The sequence below is a fragment of the Frankia torreyi genome (assembly GCF_000948395.1).
In the GTDB taxonomy this organism is placed as follows: Bacteria; Actinomycetota; Actinomycetes; order Frankiales; family Frankiaceae; genus Frankia; species Frankia torreyi.
In genome coordinates this window covers 181,739-200,195 of sequence record NZ_JYFN01000002.1, presented here as the reverse complement: position 1 = coordinate 200,195, position 18,457 = coordinate 181,739, and the positions used below count along the sequence as shown (strand labels likewise).

At 71.9% G+C, this 18,457-nt stretch carries 24 protein-coding genes and 1 pseudogene; 9 read left to right on the top strand and 16 right to left on the bottom strand.

The genetic code is table 11. The features are described 5' to 3' along the window. Nucleotides 1-150 precede the first annotated feature (150 nt). Entirely contained in the window at nt 151-1,224 is a 1,074-nt protein-coding gene (locus tag FF36_RS02165) for an endonuclease/exonuclease/phosphatase family protein (RefSeq protein ID WP_157871693.1), read from the top strand. Nucleotides 1,225-1,662: 438 nt separating this feature from the next. On the opposite strand, the gene FF36_RS02160 is transcribed toward FF36_RS02165, so the two are convergent. Continuing rightward, complete coding sequence (locus FF36_RS02160; protein WP_044883203.1) at nt 1,663-2,298, bottom strand: TetR/AcrR family transcriptional regulator; 636 nt, start codon at nt 2,296-2,298, stop codon at nt 1,663-1,665. Between the two features lie 88 nt (nt 2,299-2,386). Here FF36_RS02160 and FF36_RS02155 point away from each other — a divergent pair, with 88 nt between their 5' ends. Then, nucleotides 2,387-3,025 (top strand): DsbA family protein, encoded by a 639-nt coding sequence (locus tag FF36_RS02155; RefSeq protein WP_082121602.1) that lies wholly within the window; start codon nt 2,387-2,389, stop codon nt 3,023-3,025. Here the strand turns inward: FF36_RS02155 and FF36_RS32260 are convergent. The 6 genes from FF36_RS32260 to FF36_RS02135 all read right to left on the bottom strand — a co-directional run. Continuing rightward, nucleotides 2,986-3,264 carry a hypothetical protein gene (locus FF36_RS32260; protein WP_055408116.1) on the bottom strand — a complete coding sequence of 93 codons (279 nt, stop codon included), beginning with the start codon at nt 3,262-3,264 and terminating at the stop codon, nt 2,986-2,988. The two genes, FF36_RS02155 and FF36_RS32260, sit on opposite strands and share 40 nt — an antisense overlap. Before the next feature lie 106 nt (nt 3,265-3,370). Next, the gene (locus FF36_RS40310) at nt 3,371-3,946 is read right to left on the bottom strand and encodes an ABC transporter permease (RefSeq protein ID WP_339325589.1); all 576 of its coding nucleotides are present in this window, start codon (nt 3,944-3,946) and stop codon (nt 3,371-3,373) included. A gap of 635 nt (nt 3,947-4,581) precedes the next feature. Continuing rightward, nucleotides 4,582-5,569, bottom strand: a 988-nt coding sequence (locus FF36_RS40305; RefSeq protein ID WP_339325588.1) for an FtsX-like permease family protein, incomplete at its 3' end; no start/stop codon positions are given. A 47-nt stretch (nt 5,570-5,616) separates the two neighbouring features. Continuing rightward, nucleotides 5,617-6,402 carry an ABC transporter ATP-binding protein gene (locus tag FF36_RS02145; RefSeq protein ID WP_082121600.1) on the bottom strand — a complete coding sequence of 262 codons (786 nt, stop codon included), beginning with the start codon at nt 6,400-6,402 and terminating at the stop codon, nt 5,617-5,619. Then, nucleotides 6,399-6,923: a PadR family transcriptional regulator gene (locus FF36_RS02140; RefSeq protein WP_044883200.1), complete on the bottom strand. Its 525-nt coding sequence runs from the start codon at nt 6,921-6,923 to the stop codon at nt 6,399-6,401. The genes FF36_RS02145 and FF36_RS02140 overlap by 4 nt, the downstream gene beginning before the upstream one ends. Nucleotides 6,924-7,145: 222 nt before the next feature. Next, nucleotides 7,146-7,953: SAM-dependent methyltransferase (locus FF36_RS02135; RefSeq protein ID WP_242422238.1), on the bottom strand; the 808-nt coding region annotated here is incomplete at its 3' end. Nucleotides 7,954-8,073: 120 nt separating this feature from the next. Here FF36_RS02135 and FF36_RS34795 point away from each other — a divergent pair. Next, the gene (locus tag FF36_RS34795) at nt 8,074-8,364 is read left to right on the top strand and encodes a hypothetical protein (protein WP_128423245.1); all 291 of its coding nucleotides are present in this window, start codon (nt 8,074-8,076) and stop codon (nt 8,362-8,364) included. On the opposite strand, the gene FF36_RS02125 is transcribed toward FF36_RS34795, so the two are convergent. Beyond that, entirely contained in the window at nt 8,352-8,843 is a 492-nt protein-coding gene (locus tag FF36_RS02125) for a TIGR03618 family F420-dependent PPOX class oxidoreductase (RefSeq protein WP_110431406.1), read from the bottom strand. The genes FF36_RS34795 and FF36_RS02125 overlap by 13 nt on opposite strands. Before the next feature lie 179 nt (nt 8,844-9,022). Between FF36_RS02125 and FF36_RS02120 the strand changes: the two genes are divergently transcribed. Further along, a complete protein-coding gene (locus FF36_RS02120) occupies nt 9,023-9,733 on the top strand; it encodes an MOSC domain-containing protein (RefSeq protein WP_044883197.1) in 711 nt (236 codons plus the stop codon). A gap of 85 nt (nt 9,734-9,818) precedes the next feature. Here FF36_RS02120 and FF36_RS02115 read toward each other — a convergent pair whose 3' ends face one another. Then, nucleotides 9,819-10,817 (bottom strand): NAD-dependent epimerase/dehydratase family protein, encoded by a 999-nt coding sequence (locus tag FF36_RS02115; RefSeq protein WP_044883196.1) that lies wholly within the window; start codon nt 10,815-10,817, stop codon nt 9,819-9,821. 284 nt (nt 10,818-11,101) lie between these two features. On the opposite strand from FF36_RS02115, the gene FF36_RS02110 reads away from it, so the two are divergent. Next, nucleotides 11,102-11,989, top strand: coding sequence for a hypothetical protein (locus FF36_RS02110; protein WP_044883195.1), 888 nt, complete (start codon nt 11,102-11,104; stop codon nt 11,987-11,989). Nucleotides 11,990-12,108: 119 nt separating this feature from the next. Here the strand turns inward: FF36_RS02110 and FF36_RS02105 are convergent, their stop codons facing one another. From FF36_RS02105 to FF36_RS02075, 7 genes are all read right to left on the bottom strand, one after another. Beyond that, on the bottom strand, nt 12,109-13,062 hold the full coding sequence (locus FF36_RS02105; protein ID WP_044883194.1) for a DMT family transporter: 954 nt from the start codon (nt 13,060-13,062) through the stop codon (nt 12,109-12,111). Between the two features lie 155 nt (nt 13,063-13,217). Continuing rightward, a complete protein-coding gene (locus FF36_RS02100; protein ID WP_044883193.1) occupies nt 13,218-13,496 on the bottom strand; it encodes a hypothetical protein in 279 nt (92 codons plus the stop codon). Between the two features lie 152 nt (nt 13,497-13,648). Continuing rightward, nucleotides 13,649-14,254: a hypothetical protein gene (locus FF36_RS02095; RefSeq protein ID WP_044883192.1), complete on the bottom strand. Its 606-nt coding sequence runs from the start codon at nt 14,252-14,254 to the stop codon at nt 13,649-13,651. Then, nucleotides 14,251-14,679 carry a PadR family transcriptional regulator gene (locus tag FF36_RS02090; protein ID WP_044883191.1) on the bottom strand — a complete coding sequence of 143 codons (429 nt, stop codon included), beginning with the start codon at nt 14,677-14,679 and terminating at the stop codon, nt 14,251-14,253. The genes FF36_RS02095 and FF36_RS02090 overlap by 4 nt, the downstream gene beginning before the upstream one ends. A 77-nt stretch (nt 14,680-14,756) precedes the next feature. After that, complete coding sequence (locus FF36_RS02085; RefSeq protein ID WP_044883190.1) at nt 14,757-15,146, bottom strand: hypothetical protein; 390 nt, start codon at nt 15,144-15,146, stop codon at nt 14,757-14,759. 73 nt (nt 15,147-15,219) lie between these two features. Continuing rightward, the gene (locus FF36_RS02080; RefSeq protein WP_044883189.1) at nt 15,220-15,471 is read right to left on the bottom strand and encodes a hypothetical protein; all 252 of its coding nucleotides are present in this window, start codon (nt 15,469-15,471) and stop codon (nt 15,220-15,222) included. Further along, nucleotides 15,468-15,875, bottom strand: a complete 408-nt coding sequence (locus FF36_RS02075; RefSeq protein ID WP_044883188.1) for a hypothetical protein — start codon at nt 15,873-15,875, stop codon at nt 15,468-15,470. The genes FF36_RS02080 and FF36_RS02075 overlap by 4 nt, the downstream gene beginning before the upstream one ends. A 276-nt stretch (nt 15,876-16,151) precedes the next feature. Here FF36_RS02075 and FF36_RS02070 point away from each other — a divergent pair. The 4 genes and pseudogenes from FF36_RS02070 to FF36_RS40585 all read left to right on the top strand — a co-directional run. Next, nucleotides 16,152-16,625, top strand: a 474-nt coding sequence (locus FF36_RS02070; protein WP_479686769.1) for a hypothetical protein, incomplete at its 5' end; no start/stop codon positions are given. A gap of 5 nt (nt 16,626-16,630) precedes the next feature. Next, nucleotides 16,631-17,083 (top strand): hypothetical protein, encoded by a 453-nt coding sequence (locus tag FF36_RS35845; RefSeq protein WP_044883186.1) that lies wholly within the window; start codon nt 16,631-16,633, stop codon nt 17,081-17,083. Beyond that, nucleotides 17,001-17,795: pseudogene (locus tag FF36_RS40590) on the top strand (CHAT domain-containing protein); the annotation flags it as partial. The gene FF36_RS35845 and the pseudogene FF36_RS40590, both read left to right, overlap by 83 nt. A gap of 68 nt (nt 17,796-17,863) precedes the next feature. After that, nucleotides 17,864-18,285 (top strand): CHAT domain-containing protein (locus tag FF36_RS40585; RefSeq protein WP_422615062.1); only part of this gene is annotated, 422 nt, incomplete at its 5' end. Nucleotides 18,286-18,457 lie beyond the last annotated feature (172 nt).

The window sequence follows — 18,457 nt, the reverse complement described above, 5'->3', positions numbered from 1 at the left end:
TTTTGCGCTGATCACCGCGGCGCGTCGCTTCAGTGGTTCGCGCGGACTTGATATTTTCCGCGTCGGAAGGATGCCTTGCCCTTGCGGCCTGTCGAGATCTCTTGTTTCTTGCATCATCTTTCGGAAGTTGAAGGACGTATGAGACCCTATATGCGGCGACGCCTCACGATATCGGCATCGGTGCTGATAGCCAGTTTTACCTTTGCCATGCCAGCACTGGCCGAAACGGAGCCGACCCAGCAACTCACGGTCAACACCTACAACCTGTATCTTGGCGCCGATCTCACCCCGATTGCCACCGCCCCGGACCAGCAGGAGCTAGTCCGTCGGACCAGGACCGCCTACAAGCACGTGCTGTGGGCCGACTTTCCGGCGCGGGCGCAGGCCATCGCGAAGCTGCTCGCCCGGCAGCAGCCCGACGTGCTCGGCCTGCAGGAGGTCGCACTGTGGAAAGAGGGCCCGATCGGTGGTCCACTGCATACTACTGTCGATTACCTGCCGATCCTGCTGAAGGCGCTCAAGAAACACGGCCTGGACTATGCGGTCGCCGCGGAGAACACCAACTTCTCCGGCCAGTTGCCGATCAGCGCCACCAGACAGGTGAGCTTCACCGACCACGATGCGATTCTGGTGCGAACCGGCATCCCCGGCAGGTGGCGAGCCAGCCATTCCGAGTCGCACGAGTACGCGGCTCGACTGACTGTCCCGACCGCGGCTGGGCCGTTCACGCTCCCGGACGGCTGGTCGGCAGTCGACGTGACCGCTCGGGGCCGGACGGTACGAGTCGTCAACACCCATCTGGAACCCGTCGACGCGCAGGTTCGTAACGACCAGGCGAAAGAGCTTCATGCCGCACTCGCCACCGCGGAACACCCGGTGGTCCTGCTCGGCGATCTGAATTCGCGACCGAGTGACTCCACCGGCCCGCATGGCCAGTTCACCCAGGGCGGATATACGGACGCGTGGGCGGCGATCCACGGCCCGAACAACGGCTTCACCGCCACACAGATCGAGCTCGATGCCGTACCCGCAGACCTTGATCGGCGCATCGACTACGTGTTGTACCAACCTACGCGTCCCGCGCACCCCGGCCTCGAACAGGTCCAGGCGGTGCGGGCGACCGTGATTGGCGACAAGCTACGCGACCGGACCCGTTCCGGGCTGTGGCCCTCTGATCATGCGGGTGTCGTAGCCGTGCTCGCCGTTTCCCCGCGGCGGCATTGACCCTGCACGGCATTGACCCTGCAATGTGTCGGTGGCGCACCGTAGCTCGCGGGAGGTGGTCTGGTTTCCCGTGCCCATGGCCGATCAGCCTGCCACCAGAGCTACGAGACGTCACCACTCCGCCGCGCGGCAGACAGGTCGTGGAGGCGGGTAGGCGTATCAGGTTCTGAGCGGGATCGGAACGGATCGTCTGGTCGGGGATCGTCTGGTCGGGGATCGCGTGGTTGCAGAGGATCCCCGACCAGGTCGTGGCCGGGTGGGACGAGGGTCAGCCGCCGCCGCGGCGGCATGCTTGGAGAAGGGCGTGGTTGAGGAGGGTCGTCTCGTCGCCGCCGCGTACTCCGGCGAGGCAGACCAGGACTCGAGGCGCGGCATGTCCGCGACGCGGCCAGCACCGCGACCTTCGCATCAGGCAGGGCCGCCGCTGAAAGATCCGGGTTAGGCCTCTGTCCGATCCCACACCGCGGACACCGGCGGCAGCGGAGGACCGTCGCTCCGCCAGGCCGCGAGGAAGGTGGCCACGAGCCGTGGCCACGCCGCTGTGGCCGTTTCGGCGTCAGCCGCGATGAGGCCGTTGACCGCACGGAAGAGCATGAGCAGGTCGCTGCAGTGCATGTCCGGTCGCACAACCTTGGCGTCCAGTGCGTTCTGAACGATGGCCTGCAAGTCTCGGTAGGTCCGATCGAGGTCTTCTCGAAGCGCGGCGGTGCCCAGCCCGGGCGAGGAGAGGACCTCGGCGAAGGCGCGATCGGCGATCTGGCGTTCCACCACGAAGTGGGTGTACGACGTCAGGGCCCCCCACGGGTCGTCCTGGGATCGGGCCAGTTCTGCTTCGGTCCGGGCGACGTACTCGGCCATCTGTTGCCCGAGGACGTCCGACGCGAGCTCGTCTCTGCTGCTGAAGCGCCGGTAGATGGTCGCGCTTCCGACTCCGGCCTCCGCGGCCACGTCGTCCAGTGACACCGACAGGCCGTTCTTGGCCAGCAGCCGCGCCGCGGCAGCCAGGATGGCGGACCGGTTGCGTTCCGCGTCGGCCCGCAACGGCTTGCTCGGGCTGCTGCCGCCGGTAGTCACGCGCCCATCCTAACCTAAGTGGACGATCTTCCCCACTTCGTGGTAGCTTCCTATGTGGGGGAAGTTCCCCACATAGGCAGGGAGCGATATGAGAACTGTGCGCGCCGACATGTGGACCGACCTCGGATGCCCGTGGGGCTACGTGGGGCGTCGTCGCCTGGAGCTCGGGTTCGAGCAGGCGAACCTGAACGCCACGTTGGACCTGAGACTTCACGCGTTCGAGCTGGACCCGGGTTCCAGGACCACGACGATCTCCATCCCGGAGATCTTCGTGAAGAAGCACGGCGGCACCATCGACGACGCCATCGCTGCCGAGAGGCGGGTCGCCGGCCTCGCGAACGACGTGGGCCTGCCGTTCACGACGGACCGACTTGCTTCCAACACACACGATGTCCTGCGCGTCCTGCAGCTCGCCAAGACCCACGGGCTGGAAGCGTCCTGGTTCGCCCAGCTCCAGCAAGGCTATTTCGGCGGAACCATCAACCCGTTCGATCCCGCGGAGCTCACCAGGTCGGCCGTGGCCGGCGGCATGGACGCCGACGACGTGTCGGACGTGCTGTCCGGCAACCGCTTCAAGGCCGAGGTGGCACGCGACCGCGAAGAAGCACTCGACCGAGGTGCGACCGGCGTGCCCTACATCGTCATCGACAACCGCGTCGTGCTGGCCGGCGGCGCGACGGTCACCGACTACGCCCGCGCCTTCACCTCACTGACCACCCAGGTCTGACCACCCACCTCATGCACCCCGAAGGAAAGTGGAGTGCGCGGCGAAGGACGCTCGTAGAAGTCGGCGAGCGCGGCGAGGTGGTTGTTGACCGTGGTCGGCTTGCGACGCTCGGCCTTCAGGTGGCGCTTGAAGTCGCGAACGGCACCATCCCTGGCTGAGGGGTGGACCAGCGGGGCACCGAGCACGTCGACGGCGCCGCCGCACCAGACGCTCCCGACAGTAACGAAAACAATACCCACAGGCGCGAAGTTGTCGATCGTCGGCAGTGATCGACGCCCACCGCCCCCCCTTCTGGCACGACAGAAGGGGGCTGGCATCGTGGCGAAACGGCGTGCGCGGTGCCGGTCAGTCGCTGCGGGCGGCCTCGGGTCCGGTGATGCGGCGCAGCAGGGGGAACGTGGCGGCGAGGACCGCGAGCGCGGCGAGCAGGCCGGCGAGGACGATGAGATCGTACTCGCCCGCGGGTGGCCGGAGCGTCTCGTGGAGCTGGGAGCGTAGGAACAGGCCGGCGGCGAGGAATCCGGTGCCGATCGACACGACGGTGAGGACCAGCAGCGGCAGCGCGCTTTCCAGCAGGATGACGCGGCGCAGCATCCCGAGGGGGGCGCCGGCGAGCCGTAGCAGGCTGAAGGGTCGTCTGCGGTCGTTGAGCCCGGCCACCACGCTGACCGCCAGGCTGCACCCGGCGATCGGCAGGCTGGTGAGGATCACGACGTTCGCCAACTGCTGGTAGGCGGTGGTCAGCCGCCTGCCGCGGTCGAGGTCCTCGGCGATGGTGACGGACAGGTAGGCGGAGGGGTAGGCGAGGTCGAGCACGGTGCGGGCCCGCTCGACCGCCGCCGGCCCGTCGGTGTCCACGGCGAGGGACTGGACCGGAAGGTGGCGCAGACCGTCGGGGGACAGGGCCGCCGGCCGGACCATCCCGGCGTGGTCGCCGAACCTGGCCTCGAAGTCGGTGCTGAGGGTGGCCGTGTCCGAGCCGGCCGCGCAGCGGCCGAGCGCCGGGGTGCCGGACAGCTCGGCGCAGGAGACGACGCCGATCAGCGGGTCGACGCGCCCCGCGCCGGGAGGCCGATGGATCACGGTCACGCCGCGCACGCCGGGGACCCGGCGCAGATCGCGCAGCAGGGAGGCCGGGATCGAGGCGATGTCCTGCGGTCCTGCGGGGGTGTAGGTGGTGAAGCGGTCGATGAGGGTGTGGCGTTGCGCCGGGCCACGCGCGGCGACGTGGTCGCGCGTGCCGGTGGTGCCGTAGGCGTTGATCGTGGTGATGATCCCGACGGCGACGCTGGTGACGAACAGGGCCAGGGCGAGACCGGCGACGGCGCGGAAGCCCGCCTGCGGGTTGTCGGCGAGGCGACGCCCGGCGATGAGCACGGCGGGCCGCTGGGCGCGCCGGGCTGCCAGGCGGGCCCCGGCGTGAATCAGCCACGGCCCGACGACGATCAGCCCGATCATGGTCAGCAGGATCCCGGACAGGTAGGCCTGGACCTGACCGGCGGTGCTGGCGGGCTGGCCGGCGTGGACGAACCACACGAGTTCGCCCAGACCGGCCNGCAGGGGCAGGATCCGCCAGGCCCGTGGGGGGCGGGGGGTCACCTGCCGGGTGACGCCGAGCGGGGAGAGGGTCACCCGGCGCAGCGCCAGGCGGGCCGCCGCCGCGGCGGCGATCGGCACGCCGAACGCGACCAGCAGGATGTCGGCCAGGTTCAACGACAGGTCGGCGGTGTAGAACCGTTCCCCGGTGAAGGGGATCGGCGCGAGCGCCGGGCGCAGCAGGGCGAACAGCCCGAACCCGGCGGCGACGCCACCGACCGCGGCGACGCTCGACTCGACCGCCGCGATCACCGAGATCTGCCGCGGGGTCGCGCCGACCAGGCGCATCGCGGCGAAGCGCTGTTCGCGGCGGGCCGCGGACAGCCGCGTCGCGGTGCCGATGAAGATCAGGACCGGGAACAGCAGCGCGGCGGTGACGACGGACAGGACGAGGTCGATGCCGTTCGCGTTGATGCCGACGTCGAGGCACTGCCCGCTGCAGCCGCTGGGCGGTGTGGTGGCGATGGCGGTGACCTGGGTGGCCTGCGGTGTCCGCGCGAGCTGGTCGGCGCGGCGGCCGACGACGAGGATCAACGAGTCCGGGGCTGGCAGCGCCGCGGGGCCGAGGGTGCCGATCTGCCGACCCGGGTAGCGGGCGGCGAGTTCGGCGGGCGGGGTGGTGCGCAGCAGCGTGGCCAGCGCCGGGGAGGCGTAGAACTGGCCCGGCCCGGGCAGGCGGGTCAGGCCCGGGGGCAGCGGTGGGTGCGCGCCGGTGGGGGCGAGGTCGATCCGGCCGATCTGCCTGCCGTGGAACTCGTCGACGCTGAGCAGCCACCACAGCGGATCGGCCGCACGGCCGGCCGGCAGTGTCGCCTCGTTCGACGCGGTGCCGGTCGCGAGCCAGGCGTAGCGGGCGTTCTGGGTGTCGACGGCGTTGATCCCGGCGAGGGTGGCCAGCAGCAGGGCGGCGCCGAGGGCGACGGCGCCGGCGATGAGGGCGAGGCGCACGGCCGCCTCCCGGCCGCCGCGCAGGGCCAGGCGCAGACCGAGTCGGATCACGACGCAACCGGCGCGGGCGGGACCGGGGCGAGGTCGTAGGAGGTGACCGTGCCGTCGCGCACGATGATCTCGCGGTCGGCGTAGGCGGCCACGCGCGGCTCGTGGGTGACGAGGATGACGGTCGTGCCCTGCTCGCGGGCGGCGGCGACCAGCAGGTCCATGACGTGTTCGCCGGTCAGGGAGTCCAGCGCGCCCGTCGGCTCGTCGGCGAACAGGACCTGGGGGCGGGCGACCAGGGCGCGGGCGAGTGCGACGCGTTGCGCCTGCCCGCCGGAGAGTTCACCGCAGCGCCGGGTCCGGGTTGCGCCGAGCTCGAGGCGGGTGAACCAGGTCCGGGCGCGGGCCAGCGCCTCGGCGCGGGGGATGCCGCGCAGCAGCAGCGGCAGCGCGACGTTCTCCTCGGCGCTGAGTTCGGGGACGAGCTGGCCGAACTGGAACACGAACCCGAAGCGGTCGCGGCGCAGCGCGCTGCGGGCGTTCTCGCGCATCGTGTCCACCCGGCGCCCGTCGAGGAGGATCTCGCCGCTGTCGGGGAGGAGAATGCCGGCCAGGCAGTGCAGCAGCGTCGACTTGCCCGAGCCGCTGGGCCCCATGACGGCCAGGATCTCCCCGGCCCGCACCGTGACGCTGGCGCCGCGCAGCGCCGGCGTCGGCCCGAACGCCAACGTCACGTCCCGTGCCTCGATCAACGCTCCGGCCGCGTCGGATCGCGCCCGGGCGGCGGTCCCAGCGGACCCAGCGGTCTGGGCCGTCCCAGCGGTCTGGGCCGTCTCGGCGGTCATGCGCGCACCGCCGCGGCGAGCGCGTCGAGGCGGGCCGCGGTCAGCTCGAGCCAGCGCAGATCGGCCTCCAGATGGAACAGTCCGTGGTCGGCCAGCAGCGCGTCGACGAGGCCGCCGGTCCGTTTCAGCGCGGTCAGCTCGCGCATCCGCTGCAGGTGGGCGGCGCGTTGGCGGTCCAGGTAGCCCTCGGCGGAGCGCCCCGACATCAGGGCCAGCACGACCTTGACGAACAGCACCGTCTGCAGGTGGGGCTCGGGTGCGACGGGCTCGTGCAGCCACGCCTCGACCTCGCTGACCCCCTGCTCGGTGATCACGTAACGCTTGCGGTCGGGCCCGGCGCCGGGCTCGGCCTCGCCGACGAGGACTTTTCCGTCCCGGGCCAGGCGGCCCAGGGTGGCGTAGACCTGGCCGAACGGCAGGGGCTTGCCGCGGCCGAAGTAGGCGTCGTAGTCGCGTTTGAGGTCATAGCCGTGGCTCGGCTCTCGCTCGAGCAGGCCCAGCAGGGCCATGGGGACTGTCACACCCCCATGTCTACATCGGGTGTATACACGCGGTCAATAATGCCGTCGCGGGTCGCCTGGCGGGCGCGGGGCGCCAGGTTGTCGGCGGTGCGATCGGGACCGGATCGGGTCCGAATCGGGTCCGGAAAGAACGGCTCCCCGATCGCGACGTCGTGGCCATCGGAGCGCTACGTCGTCATCATGACGAGTGGCGAACAGNCCCCGATCNCGNTTNCNGGGCGNCCCCGCCGTAGATGCCGACCTGCGCGTCGCGCAGCGTGGTGGACCGGTCGTCGTCGGGCCGCCAGTGGTGCGCGAGGAGCAGGCCCGGTTCGATCAGCTCCAGTCCGTCGAACAGGCGTTCCACCTGGGTGTGGGTGCGGAGCTGGAACGGCAGACCACGCTTGCGGTAGGCGGCCGCGAACTCCTCGGCTTCCGGGTCGAAATCCGCGGTCCCGTGGGTGAGGACCAGATAGCTCCCCGACGGCAACGCCTCGACGAGGCGACGCACGATCGCGTGGGGATCCTCCTCGTCGGCAACGAAGTGGAGGATCGCGACGAGGGACAGGGCGACCGGCCGGGCCAGGTCCAGGGTTTCGCGCAGCTCGGGCGAGTCGAGGATCGCGGCCGGGTCGCGGATGTCGGCGTCGATGTAGGCGGTCTGGCCCTGCGGCGTGCCGGTGAGCAGGGCGCGGGCGTGGGCGAGCACGATCGGATCGTTGTCGGCGTAGACGACGCGGGCCTCGGCGACGATGCTCTGGGCCACCTCGTGCAGGTTCGGCGACGTCGGAATCCCCGTCCCGACGTCCAGGAACTGGCTGATCCCTGCCTCCGTGGCCAGGTAACGCGTCGCCCGCGTCATGAAGGCCCGGTTCTCCCGGGCGGTCACCCGCGCGTTCGGAAACGCGGCGATCGCCAGCTCGGCGGCCTCCCGGTCGGCCGGGAAGTTGTCCTTGCCGCCGAGGTAGTAGTCATACATCCGCGCCGGGTGCGGCAGATCCGTCCGCAGCGTCGTGCCCGTCGAGCCCGTGTCAGCACCTGGGTCCGCCATCGCCCTGCCCCCTCACGCTCAGCCCCCTCACGCTCATGCCATCAGACGGTCACCCTACCGGCAGGGAACAGGGCAGACCGAACGGATACACACGCATCGTCCCGACCTGGTTCCGGTTCCGTGTCGACGGAGCCCACCGCCCGTCCGGCCTGGCGACTGCGGCGCCGCTGCGTGGCTCGACGATGCTCCCGGCGACTGCGGCGGGTCGCCGCGTCGACGAGCAGAGCGATCATCCAGGCCGGCGGTTCGACGGTCATCGCCCGCCACGACTTCGCCTGCGCGAGGGTCAACGGCTCGCTCACCCCGGCCGTGCGCATCGCGCTCGCGACGACGCGAACCTGCAATCCGAGTGTCCCCGCGACCCGGATCGAGCAGAGCGCACGGTCAGCACCTGCGGGTCAGGGGCCGTAGATGCGGGTGGGGGTGAGGAACACCGCGGTGCGGCGCTGTTCGGCCATCACCCGGTCGTAGGTGTGCCAGTCGTCGTGGGTGCCGCCGGCGGCGAGGAAGACCTCGCGCAGCAGCAGCCGCAGCCGCACGGCGTCGACCCCCGGGCGCGGGTCGTCGGGGCCGATGATCTCCGCGACGCCCTCGACGGTGGCCCACCGCCAGCCCGAGCGCACGGTGGCGCTGGCCTGCGGGCGGGCCCGCAGGTGGGCGAGCTTGACCGCGCCGTACGTCACGAACGCGACGACCTCGATGTCGGTCAGCGGATGGCGCATGAAGGCGATGTTGACGACGGATGCCTGGATGCCGCCATCGTCGCGCAGCGTGGAGATGACGGCGAGGCCGCTCTCGGCGCGGCTGAGGGCGGCGGCGTCCTCGAAGCTGGTCACGGCTTGTTCGCCCTTCGTCGCGATGGCCCGGATCCGACCGTGCGGCCTCGTCACTGTCCGTCCTTGTGGTAACGATTTCCACCGTATAGCTCTGCCCGGGGTGACCGGTGTCGCTTGCAGGTCGCAGGGTGCGGGGTGCGGGTGGCGACGGCGGGCGGGATGTGCCGGTGCCTGCGGCGACGTAGAAACGCCCTGGTGGAAAGTTCCGCGGGGGGCGGGGTCGGGAGGCTGGGATGAGTGGTGTGCACGGCCCGATCGGTGGGGTGCGAGGCCCACGGGTGGTGTCGGTCAACGTGGGTCTACCCCGTGCCGTCCCCCGCGGCACCGGCGGTGACGGCACCGGCGACGGCGGCGAGGTGATGACGGCGATCTGGAAGGAGCCGGTGGCCGGGCGGGTCTCGGTGCGCCGGCACAATCTCGACGGCGACCGGCAGGCCGACCTGGTCAACCACGGCGGTCCGGACAAGGCCGTCTACGCCTACACCCGGGAGGATCTCGCCTGGTGGGCGGGGGAGTTGGGCCGCGACGTGCCGGTGGGGGCGTTCGGGGAGAACCTGACCATCGCCGGGCTGGACGCGGCCGGGGTCGTCGTCGGCGAGGTGTGGTCGATCGGGTCGGCGCGGCTGCAGGTCGCCCAGCCGCGCATCCCGTGCTTCAAGCTCGGGATCCGCTTCGCCGATCGCAGCCTGCCGAGGCGGTTCGCCGCCGCCGGGCGGCCGGGGATCTACCTGCGGGTGCTCACCGAGGGGGAGCTGGGCGCCGGCGACGCCATCGACGTCACGCCGGGTGCGCCGACGGCGGTCGGGGTCAGCGCGCTCGCCCGCGCCTACCACGGGCACGACGCGGCGCTGGCCACGGCGGTGCTGGGCGCCCCCGACCTGCCGGCGTCCTGGTACGACTGGGCCCGCGAGCGCACGGCTCCGCCGCGCCGCCGCCGTTCCTGACGCAGCACCGACGGCCGACAGCCGACGCCCCCCGCCCGGTGGCGGTCGTCAGGCGGGGGGCGACCGGCTCTCCTTGCCGGGCGGGTCAGCCCACCAGCTCACCCAGGAGCCGGCGTTCCTCCGGCTCGCTGAGCCCTTCGTCGCCCGGCGCCGGGCCACCGCGGGCGGTGTCCCACGCGAGCGTGTCCGCCAGGGTCTGCGCGAGCGGGCGGATCGTCAGCCCGGCGGCGATCGCCCGCGACACGTCGATCTGGTTGATGGCGGCGCACCCGGGGACGGCGATCCACAGCGGAATCCCCATCCACGGGTTGACCCCGGCGATGATCAGCCGATCGCTCGGCACCCAGGCCGGCGTGCCCGTCGCGCCGGCGAGGGCCTGGCAGGCCTGGAAGAACGCGGCGAACGCCAGCGGCCGGCCGGTCACGTTGAACACTCCGCCCAGGCCCGCCGCCGCCGAGCGCAGGGTCCAGCTCGCCAGGTCCCGCACGTCGATGAACTGCGCGAGGTCCGTCGGGCCCCCGGGCAGCAGGATGCGCCCGCCGCGGGCGAACCGGCGTGGCCAGTAGGCGAAGCGGTCCGTCGGATCATGCGGTCCGACGATCATGCCGGGACGGACGATGAGCGCCCGCGCCCCGAAGGCGTCGCGGACCAGGCGCTCGCAGGCCGCCTTGCGCGCCCCGTAGAGCTTCTCGGGCGGCGTGCCGTCGCCGAGTTCCAGCAGGTCGCCGTCCTCGTTCTGCGCAGTGTCCTGGTCGGCGAGGACCGACACCGAGGAGATGAAGACGTAGTGGGCGGCCCGGCCGTGCAGCGCCTCGACGGCGCGCCGCACGACCTGCGGGTCGTAGCCCGCGACGTCGATGACGATGTCGAAACGGCGCTCGGCGAGAGCGGACAGGTCACGGGTACGGGTGCGGTCCCCGAGGACGGTCTCGGCCGCGGCGAACAGCCCGGGATTGGTCTGACCGCGGTGGAACAGGGTCACCTGGTGGCCGTCGGCCAGCGCGGCCTCGACGAGGGCTCGGCCCACGAAGCGGGTGCCACCGAGGACGAGAATGCTGCGCGGTCGGGAGATGGTGCCTGGCATGATGTGCGACTCCGGACGAGGTGTGGGTGGTCCGGGCCACGGCGGTGCGCAGACCGCCTCAGTCGGTGACCCGGATGGGGGCATCGCGAAACACGCTCACCGCACCCATAGGACCGTCATCTCCCTCAGGTAACTCCGACGGCGACAACCATAGCAGCGCCGGGCGTGACGGCTGCGGCGGTGACGCCCGTGACGGCGAATCATCGCGCACGACGGCAAGGGTTCATCGGACATTCACGGTGACGATCCGCATTCCGCCTGTGCCGCAGGGGAACGTGTGATCCATGCCTTTGACTTTGATCACCGGAACCTTCCGGGTGGTGGGCGCCTCCCCGGACGGCGACTCGGTCCGCTTCTACCCGCACAATCCGCAGGCTTTCCGCCGGGCGGGCATCACGGTGAAGGCCAACCGGGCGGGTGGAGTGCAGCTTCGCCTGGACGCCATCGACGCACTGGAGACGCACTACACCCCGCCGCACGGCCGGGAATGGCATCAGCGTGCCGAGTTCGGCCGGGGTGCCGCCGACGCCCTGCTGCACGAACTGGGTTTCACCGAGGTCACCCGCGATGCCCGCGGCACCGTCACCGCCGCCACCCCCACCCAGGCCGACGGGTACATCCTGACCCGTTTCGCCGACAAGTACGGCCGGGCGGTGGCGGTGGCCTTCGCCGGCGCGCCGCCGGCGGGGCAGACCGACGGCGCGGCGGTGTTCCTCGACGTCGACGGGCTGCACCGGTCGGTCAACCACCGGCTGCTGGCCGCCGGCTGGGTGTACCCGACGTTCTATTCCAAGCTGTACGTCGACCTGCGCGCCGATCTCGCCGCGACCACCGCGGCGGTGCGCCGTGCGGCGAGCGGCATCTGGAAGCTCGACGCCACCACGTCCGGCTTCACCGTGACCTCCCGCGAGCAGCTCACCGACGATCTGGTCATCCTGCCGAAGCTGTTCCGCCGGTTGGCGGAATATCTGACCCTCGACGAGACCGGCGGGGTCGATCTGGCCGGTTTCGCGGATTTCCTCGCCGCCGGCGACGACAGGCTGTTCACCGTCCCCGCGGGACAGGCCACCGCCCTGGACACCCTGGTCCGGGTGCGGACCGATCCCGCCACCGGGCAGGAGAAGGTCACCCTGACCGTCCCCCCGGAACACATCGTCTTCCTCGAAGGCTGACGCGTCCGCGGCGTTCACCGAGGTCCGCTGCGGACGGTGGCGGACCGGCCGATGCCGGGTGGGAGGCGAGGCCGTCCGCCTCGCACCCCACCCGCGGTGCCGGATCAGGAGACGCCGGATCAGGAGACGACGGTCCCACCCGCGAGCCGCGCCTCCACCCTCGCCAGAAGGATCATGGGAAACAGCAGCAGCACGGCCCCGACCAGCATCGCCGCCGTGAGCTGCTCCCCGAGCACCACGACCGCGAGCACGGCGGCACCCACCGGCTCGATCAGCATGATCGTTGATGCGGTGGCAGCGCGCACGACCGTGACGCCCGCGAAGTAGAGCGGATAGGCCAGCGCGGTCGGTACGGCGGCCACGTATGCCGCAATCACCAGGAGACGGCCGAGCTGCGTGGTGTGCGGCAGCAGTCCCGCCGGCACCGCCAGGGGCAGCAGACACACGGCGGCGATGCCGAAGGACCACGCTGTCACGACGGCGGGGTCCTCGCCCCGGCCAGCGCGCCCCGCGCCCCGCGCCAGCAGCGTGGCTGTGGCGTATCCCGCGGCGGACAGCACTGCCAGACCGACCCCGCCCGGCCTCACGGCCGCGCCCTGATCACCCAGGACGAGCACCGTCAGGCCGCTCACCGCTCCGGTGATCGCCAGAACCCCGCCGCGTCCCAGCCGCTCGTCCAAGGCCCACCGAGCGCCGATGGCGGTGAGCACCGGCCCGGCTCCGAGCGAGACGATCGTGCTCACCGCGAGGCCGGTCATCGCGACAGCCCCGAAGTAGGCGGTCTGAAACACGGCGAGCCCCGCTGCCGTCCCCGCGCGTAGGAGCAGCGGCGGGCGGCGGAACTGGGTGCTCGCGGGGACTCGGTTCGCCGATCGCGACGGTCGCACGGCTCGCGCCATGAGCAGCAGGACCAGGCCGCCGAGGAACCGCCAGAAAGACACCGCCACCGGTCCCAGGTCGCTGGATCGGTAGACAAGGTCCACCGCCGCTCCGGTGGTGCTCCAGGTGGCCCCGGCACACGCGAGATACATCAGGCCCCGCCTGACGGGCAGGACGTCAACAGCATTCGACATGGTGCGCTCTCCGCCTCGGGAAATGGTCGTGTCGTCCCGTGTGCGGGCAGCACGACCATCGCGCCGGAGGTCCTCCTCCGGCACGACGGTTTTCCGCTGCGGCCCGCCTTTACGCGACGGGAGGGGAGAGCGCCATCGCATTCACGATGTCCACCCTACGGCGAGGCCTCCGGGGACAGATACCGCACCGTCGGATCCGGCGTGCCGGTGGACGGCACCGGGGCGATCACGGCGCCGCCGTATTCGATGCGCCAGGCCCGGGCCCGCGCGAACGCGTTCGCCTCGCGGACGGCCTGCAGCCGGGTCGGCCAGGTCTGTGCCTCGCGCGGATCGTCGGTCAGGCGCCAGTCGAGCGCGTCGGCGAGGTAGCGATGCTCGCCGTCCCAGGCGACGTTGATCCGCCACCGCACATCCTGCTCCACAGCCACCAGCACAGCACACGCACCCCCGTCGTGTCGAACGCTAGTTCGACGTCCTGGTCCTGGGCTCGCTTTCGCGCCTGTGCTGATTCTGCGCATGTCGTGCGGTGTGGTGCCAGCCCCCTCGGCGCGGGGAGGAATGTCGAGCCGCGTATCCGGGCCCGACGTCAGATTCGGCCGCCGTCTGCTTTCCCGTCGACGGCGCCTGGGGTGCCGACAGCCAGGGGGGTGCGGCGGCGCTGGCGCCGCGAGGCGGAGAGCAGCCGCCACATCCGCCCGGCGACGAAAGCCCCGACGAACATGAGCACGTAGACCAGCGGCGTCCACGCCCCACCGACCGAGGTGTGCGTTCCGTGGTGGTAGGTGAAGGTGGCGTCGCTGGTCAGGTAGGGAACGCCGGCCCAGCGAAAGGTGCCGGTGGCCTCGGGGGTCGCGGTGATCCCGGCGTCGAAGGCGCTCCTGGCGACATAGTCGACCAGCATCATGACGGCCTCGACGGCGAAGATCGCGAAGGCGGCCGCCGCCCAGGACGGGCGCCGCGCCAGCTCGCCGTACTCGGCGGTGAGGTAACCGGCGGCGAGGACGCGCAGGTCCCCGAGCTGGCGCACGGCCTGGCGGGCGCCGACGTCCGCGGCCGCGGCGTGGAGGTTGTCGCGTAGTTCCCGACGCCGCGCGGCCCGGGATCGGCGCGGCAGGTCCTGCAGCCTGGTGTCCATCGTCCACACGGCGCGTTCGATCCGCAGCCGGTCGAGGGTGCTCAGCGAGGTGGTCATCGTCCGGTGTCCTCCGTGGCGGTGGGCGGGGTGACGGTGGGCGGGGTGGCCCTGGGCGGGCCGGCGGTGGCGGGATCGGCGGTGGGCGGATCGGGAAGGCGCCGGACCAGGACGGGGTGGACCACCGCGGCCAGCGACAGCCAGCTCTCGGTGCCCTGCGCCAACGCCTGGTCCCCGGCCGGGGTCGGCCGGTAGTACTTGCGGGCCGGGCCGGAGCGGGAGGCGACCAGCCGCCCGTGGAGCCGACCCTCGCGTTCCAGCCGGGCCAGCGCGGGATAGACGCTGCCCTCGCTGATGTCGGTCAGCCCGAGCTCACGCAGCCGCTGGACGACCTCGTAGCCGTAGGACTCCCGTTCGGCGAGCAGCCGCAGCAGCAGCAGCGACAGGACGCCCTTGAGCAACTGGGGATCATGCGTCGGCGCCATGAGGACAGACTAAGCCAGGTACCTTGCATTGTCGAGTAGGGTGACGCTGGTCAGCCGGGTGCCGCAGGCCGCGACGGTCAGGCCGCGCCGTGCGGTGGCCGGTCCCGACCGTCCAGCCGCTGCGGGTCGTCGTAGGGCGTCGTGGTCAGGGTGCCCTGGCGCCAGGCTGAGCAGAGCTGACGGTTGAGGGCGCGTTCGGCCTCGGGGGTGCCCGGAAGCGGGACGTGAAGGGCCGTCAGCATGTCGAAGCGGTGCAGGTCGAAGGCGGTGCACACGCACTCGCCGTAGGCGAGCGCCGCCCGGACGGCACCGAGGTAGGCGACGCGGGCGATCGTGAGCGGTATCAGGGCCAGGCAGGCCCACCAGCTCGAGGACGGCAGCAGCAGGACGGCGGCCACCACGGCCGTGGCTGCCATCGTCACGGACAGCCGGGCCGCTGCGTCGAGCGTGTTGCGCCGGTCGCTCACGATCAGGCGGGTCGTCTCGCCGAGGACCGGATACAGCCGCGGCCAGGCGACGACGGCGTCGAGCCCGTAGGGTTCATACGACGGCGAGTTGCAGCGGACGGCCGAGGACCGCGCCCAGGGTGACGCCGAGCGCGACGACCAGGGCCTCGCCCGCGCCCAGATCGGCGGCGGTCCGCCACGCCTGGCCGAAGTCCGGGGCGCCTGCGGGGGCGCCGGCCCAGCTCAGCGTCAACACGAACAGTGCGGCCGCATACGTCGGCAGGTAGTCGACCAGGAAGAACCGGCCTCCCGCCAGGGCCGGCCGGGCTGCCGCTTCGAGGCTCACCGTTGCCGTTCCAGCACGCCGTGGCCGTTCGGGCACACGGGAGCCGACCGCTCATCGACGTGGATTCGTCGTCGCAGCGCTCCGCAGGTGGGGCAGCGGTAGCGGAGGATCTCGTAGCGCAGCGACGCCCCCGGCAGGGTGGCTCCGTCGCCGTCCCCCACCGACCGCGGCACCCTCGCGCGGAGCCCACCGAGGTACGCCCGGGTGGCGACCCCGACGATCCGCCCGTCGACACCGACGGCGACCTCCTGCACGGCGCGGTCGGTCGCAAACAGCGACTCCAGCGCGTCCGCGGCGTCGACGGCCCGGCATCCCGGCGGCAGGTCGAGCACCGCCACGTCGTCCGGGAGGTCCCCGGGTGCTCTCGACGCATCCAGCAGGATGTCGAAGTTCTCCTCGGTCATGGCCCTGTGATGTAGCACAAAGCGCCACGGTCCGAGTCCAACCTTGTACATTCAGTGCAGGAAAGTAGCGGGTTGGGGGAGCCGCCGTGACGGAGAGGCCAGGTGCCGCACTGTGGGCCCGGATCAAGGCCTACGAGGCGGGTGACGACGACGCACTGCTCTCGCCGCACGCCGTGGCCGAGGCGGATCGGCTCAGGCACCGCGCAGCCGGAAGCCGCCCGGCAGACCCCGGGCAGGACGCCGGGGACGCCACGCAGGGCCCACCACCACCTCGANGCATCGACGGCCCACGAGGAGCTGGCGGCTGCCGTCCGCCTGGGCGGCCTGGTGCGCGCGCAGGATCCCGACGCGCTGCCGTACGGGCTGCAGACCGGGTTCGACGTCGTCGACGCCGCCGTCGCGGGCGAGCCGGTGGCACTGGACTTCGCCGGAGACGGTGAACGACGGGACTACTTCGTCGAGCTGTTCTTCAACCTCTCCGGGGTGTGGTGGCTCACCTACCAGCGTGCGGACGCGGAGGCGGACGTGGCGCTGCTCGACCGGGCGATGGCGGCGATACAGACCGCGCGACGCCTGACGCCGCCGGACTCCCCGCGCCGGGTCACGGCCTCGGTGCTGTTCAGCGAGCATCTGAGCACGCGGGGGGCCCGCGCGGGAAACCGGCCGGACCTGGACACCGCCGTCGCGCGGCTGCGCGCCACGCTGGAGTCCGCTCCCGCGGACCACGAGATCCTGGACAGGGCCCGCTAGTCCTCGTGCGTGCACTCAAGGCCGTGGCGGACCTCGACGACACTCCCGCGGCCGGCATCGCGTTCGCCGAGGCGGCGCGCTCGGCCCTCGCCGCAGTCGACCCCGACGGCGACATCTTCACCTACATCACCGCGGTGTCGTCGATCTTCGTCGACCAGCGGCTGGCCGTGCCCCTGGCGCAGGACCGGGATCTCGACGAGCGCGCCGCCTGCGCCCGGCTCGCCGTCGCCGCGTGGCCCGCAGCCGCCCCCCAGCACCTGTATGCGCTGCTTTCCCTGGGTATCGCCCTGCACGCCCGTGCGTCCGCTCGCGGGTCGCTGTCGGACAACGCCGAGGCGCTGGCGGTGGTGCGCGCGTCGGCGGTCCACGGCGTGCATGACGCCGACCCCGCCCGGCGGGCAGTCCCGTACGACCTGCTCAGCCTCGTCCTGCAAACAACGATGCACGCTGACCGGTGATGCCGACGCCGCCGCCGAGGCGGTGTCCGCCTCCCGGCGTGCGGTGGACCTCCTGCCCCCGAGCGACAGCCTGGGGCTGTACATCCTGACCACTCTCGGCTGCGCCCTGTGCGCTCTGTACGACGCCTCCGGGACGCTGGGCGCGCTGGACGAATCCATCGAGGTCCTGCGGCGGGCCGTCGAGGAGTCCACCGATCCGCAGCCCAGGGCGCTGTCGGTCCTGGGGCTGAGCTACTACTACCGCTACGACGAGGCCGGCGACCCCGCGGACCTCGAAGCGGGCGTCCGCTGGACACGTGCGGCCGTCGCCGACGACCTGTTCAGCACCTTCGACGATCCTCCCGCGAACCTGGCCGCGCTCGTGCGCACCCATCAGAGCGTCACCGGCGTGCTGGAATGGCTGTGGACGGCCGTCACGGGTCCGGTGCTCGCCGCGGTGGGTCCGGTCCGCCGGATCTGGTGGTGCCCCACCGGGCTGCTGTCGTTTCTCCCGCTGCACGCCGCGATCCGTCCAGGCACGCAGGAATCCGCCGTGGACCAGGTCGTGTCCTCCTACACTCCCACCCTGCGCGACCTGATCACCGCCCGCGGCCGGGCACTGCCAGCCCAACGCCGGCTGCTCGTCGTGGCCATGCCCCAGACCCCTGGCGCACCCGGCCTCGAGGTCGCCGGCGAAACCGACACCCTCGTCCGGCTCTTCGGCTCCCGCGCCACCGTCGTCACCGGGCCCAGGGCCCAGGGCCACCCGCCGACACATCCTCGACGAGCTCGGCCGCCACNCGTGGGTGCACTTCGCCTGCCACGGACAGCAGGATCTCGACGAGCCCTCCCGCAACGCGGTCCTGCTCCACGACGAACCCCTCACCGTTCTCGACGTGGCCCGCCTCGGCGCCGTCGACGCCGAACTGGCCTTTCTGTCCGCGTGCGCCACCGCATCGGGAGGTGCCACGCTGCCCGACGAGGCGATCCACCTCGCCTCCTCCCTGCAGACCGCCGGCTTCCGGCACGTCATCGCCACCCTGTGGCCGATCTACGATGCGGTGGCCCCGCAGGTCGGCCAGGACGTCTACCAGGCGCTGGCCGACGCCGGGCAGACCCGCGACCTCGCGGCACTGCTCCACCAGGCGGTGCGCCGCCTGCGCGACCGGGACGACAGCCGATCACCCCTGGTCTGGGCGCCGTACGTCCACATCGGGCCGTGACCGTGCCCGGCCTTACCGGGGCCACCGAGATACGGCAGAAAGAGGCAACGGCCGTCAGGTCGGTCGCCGGGAACGCCCGCAGGTCGACCAGCAGGCCTTCCGCTGGCTCGTCGCCAGCGGAACGCTGCGGTCGTTCTCCGACCTGGGCTGGTACCCACATCCCGGGATGTCC

Coding starts and splice junctions, on each gene's coding strand:
- FF36_RS02145 (WP_082121600.1), bottom strand. CDS start 6,402: ATGACCGCCGAGACGGCCCAGACCGCTGGGACGGCCCAGACCGCTGGG.
- FF36_RS02155 (WP_082121602.1), top strand. CDS start 2,387: ATGAGAACTGTGCGCGCCGACATGTGGACCGACCTCGGATGCCCGTGG.
- FF36_RS02110 (WP_044883195.1), top strand. CDS start 11,102: ATGCCTTTGACTTTGATCACCGGAACCTTCCGGGTGGTGGGCGCCTCC.
- FF36_RS02115 (WP_044883196.1), bottom strand. CDS start 10,817: ATGCCAGGCACCATCTCCCGACCGCGCAGCATTCTCGTCCTCGGTGGC.
- FF36_RS40310 (WP_339325589.1), bottom strand. CDS start 3,946: ATGGTCCGGCCGGCGGCCCTGTCCCCCGACGGTCTGCGCCACCTTCCG.
- FF36_RS02105 (WP_044883194.1), bottom strand. CDS start 13,062: ATGTCGAATGCTGTTGACGTCCTGCCCGTCAGGCGGGGCCTGATGTAT.
- FF36_RS02120 (WP_044883197.1), top strand. CDS start 9,023: ATGAGTGGTGTGCACGGCCCGATCGGTGGGGTGCGAGGCCCACGGGTG.
- FF36_RS02090 (WP_044883191.1), bottom strand. CDS start 14,679: ATGGCGCCGACGCATGATCCCCAGTTGCTCAAGGGCGTCCTGTCGCTG.
- FF36_RS02095 (WP_044883192.1), bottom strand. CDS start 14,254: ATGACCACCTCGCTGAGCACCCTCGACCGGCTGCGGATCGAACGCGCC.
- FF36_RS02165 (WP_157871693.1), top strand. CDS start 151: ATGCGGCGACGCCTCACGATATCGGCATCGGTGCTGATAGCCAGTTTT.
- FF36_RS02075 (WP_044883188.1), bottom strand. CDS start 15,875: ATGACCGAGGAGAACTTCGACATCCTGCTGGATGCGTCGAGAGCACCC.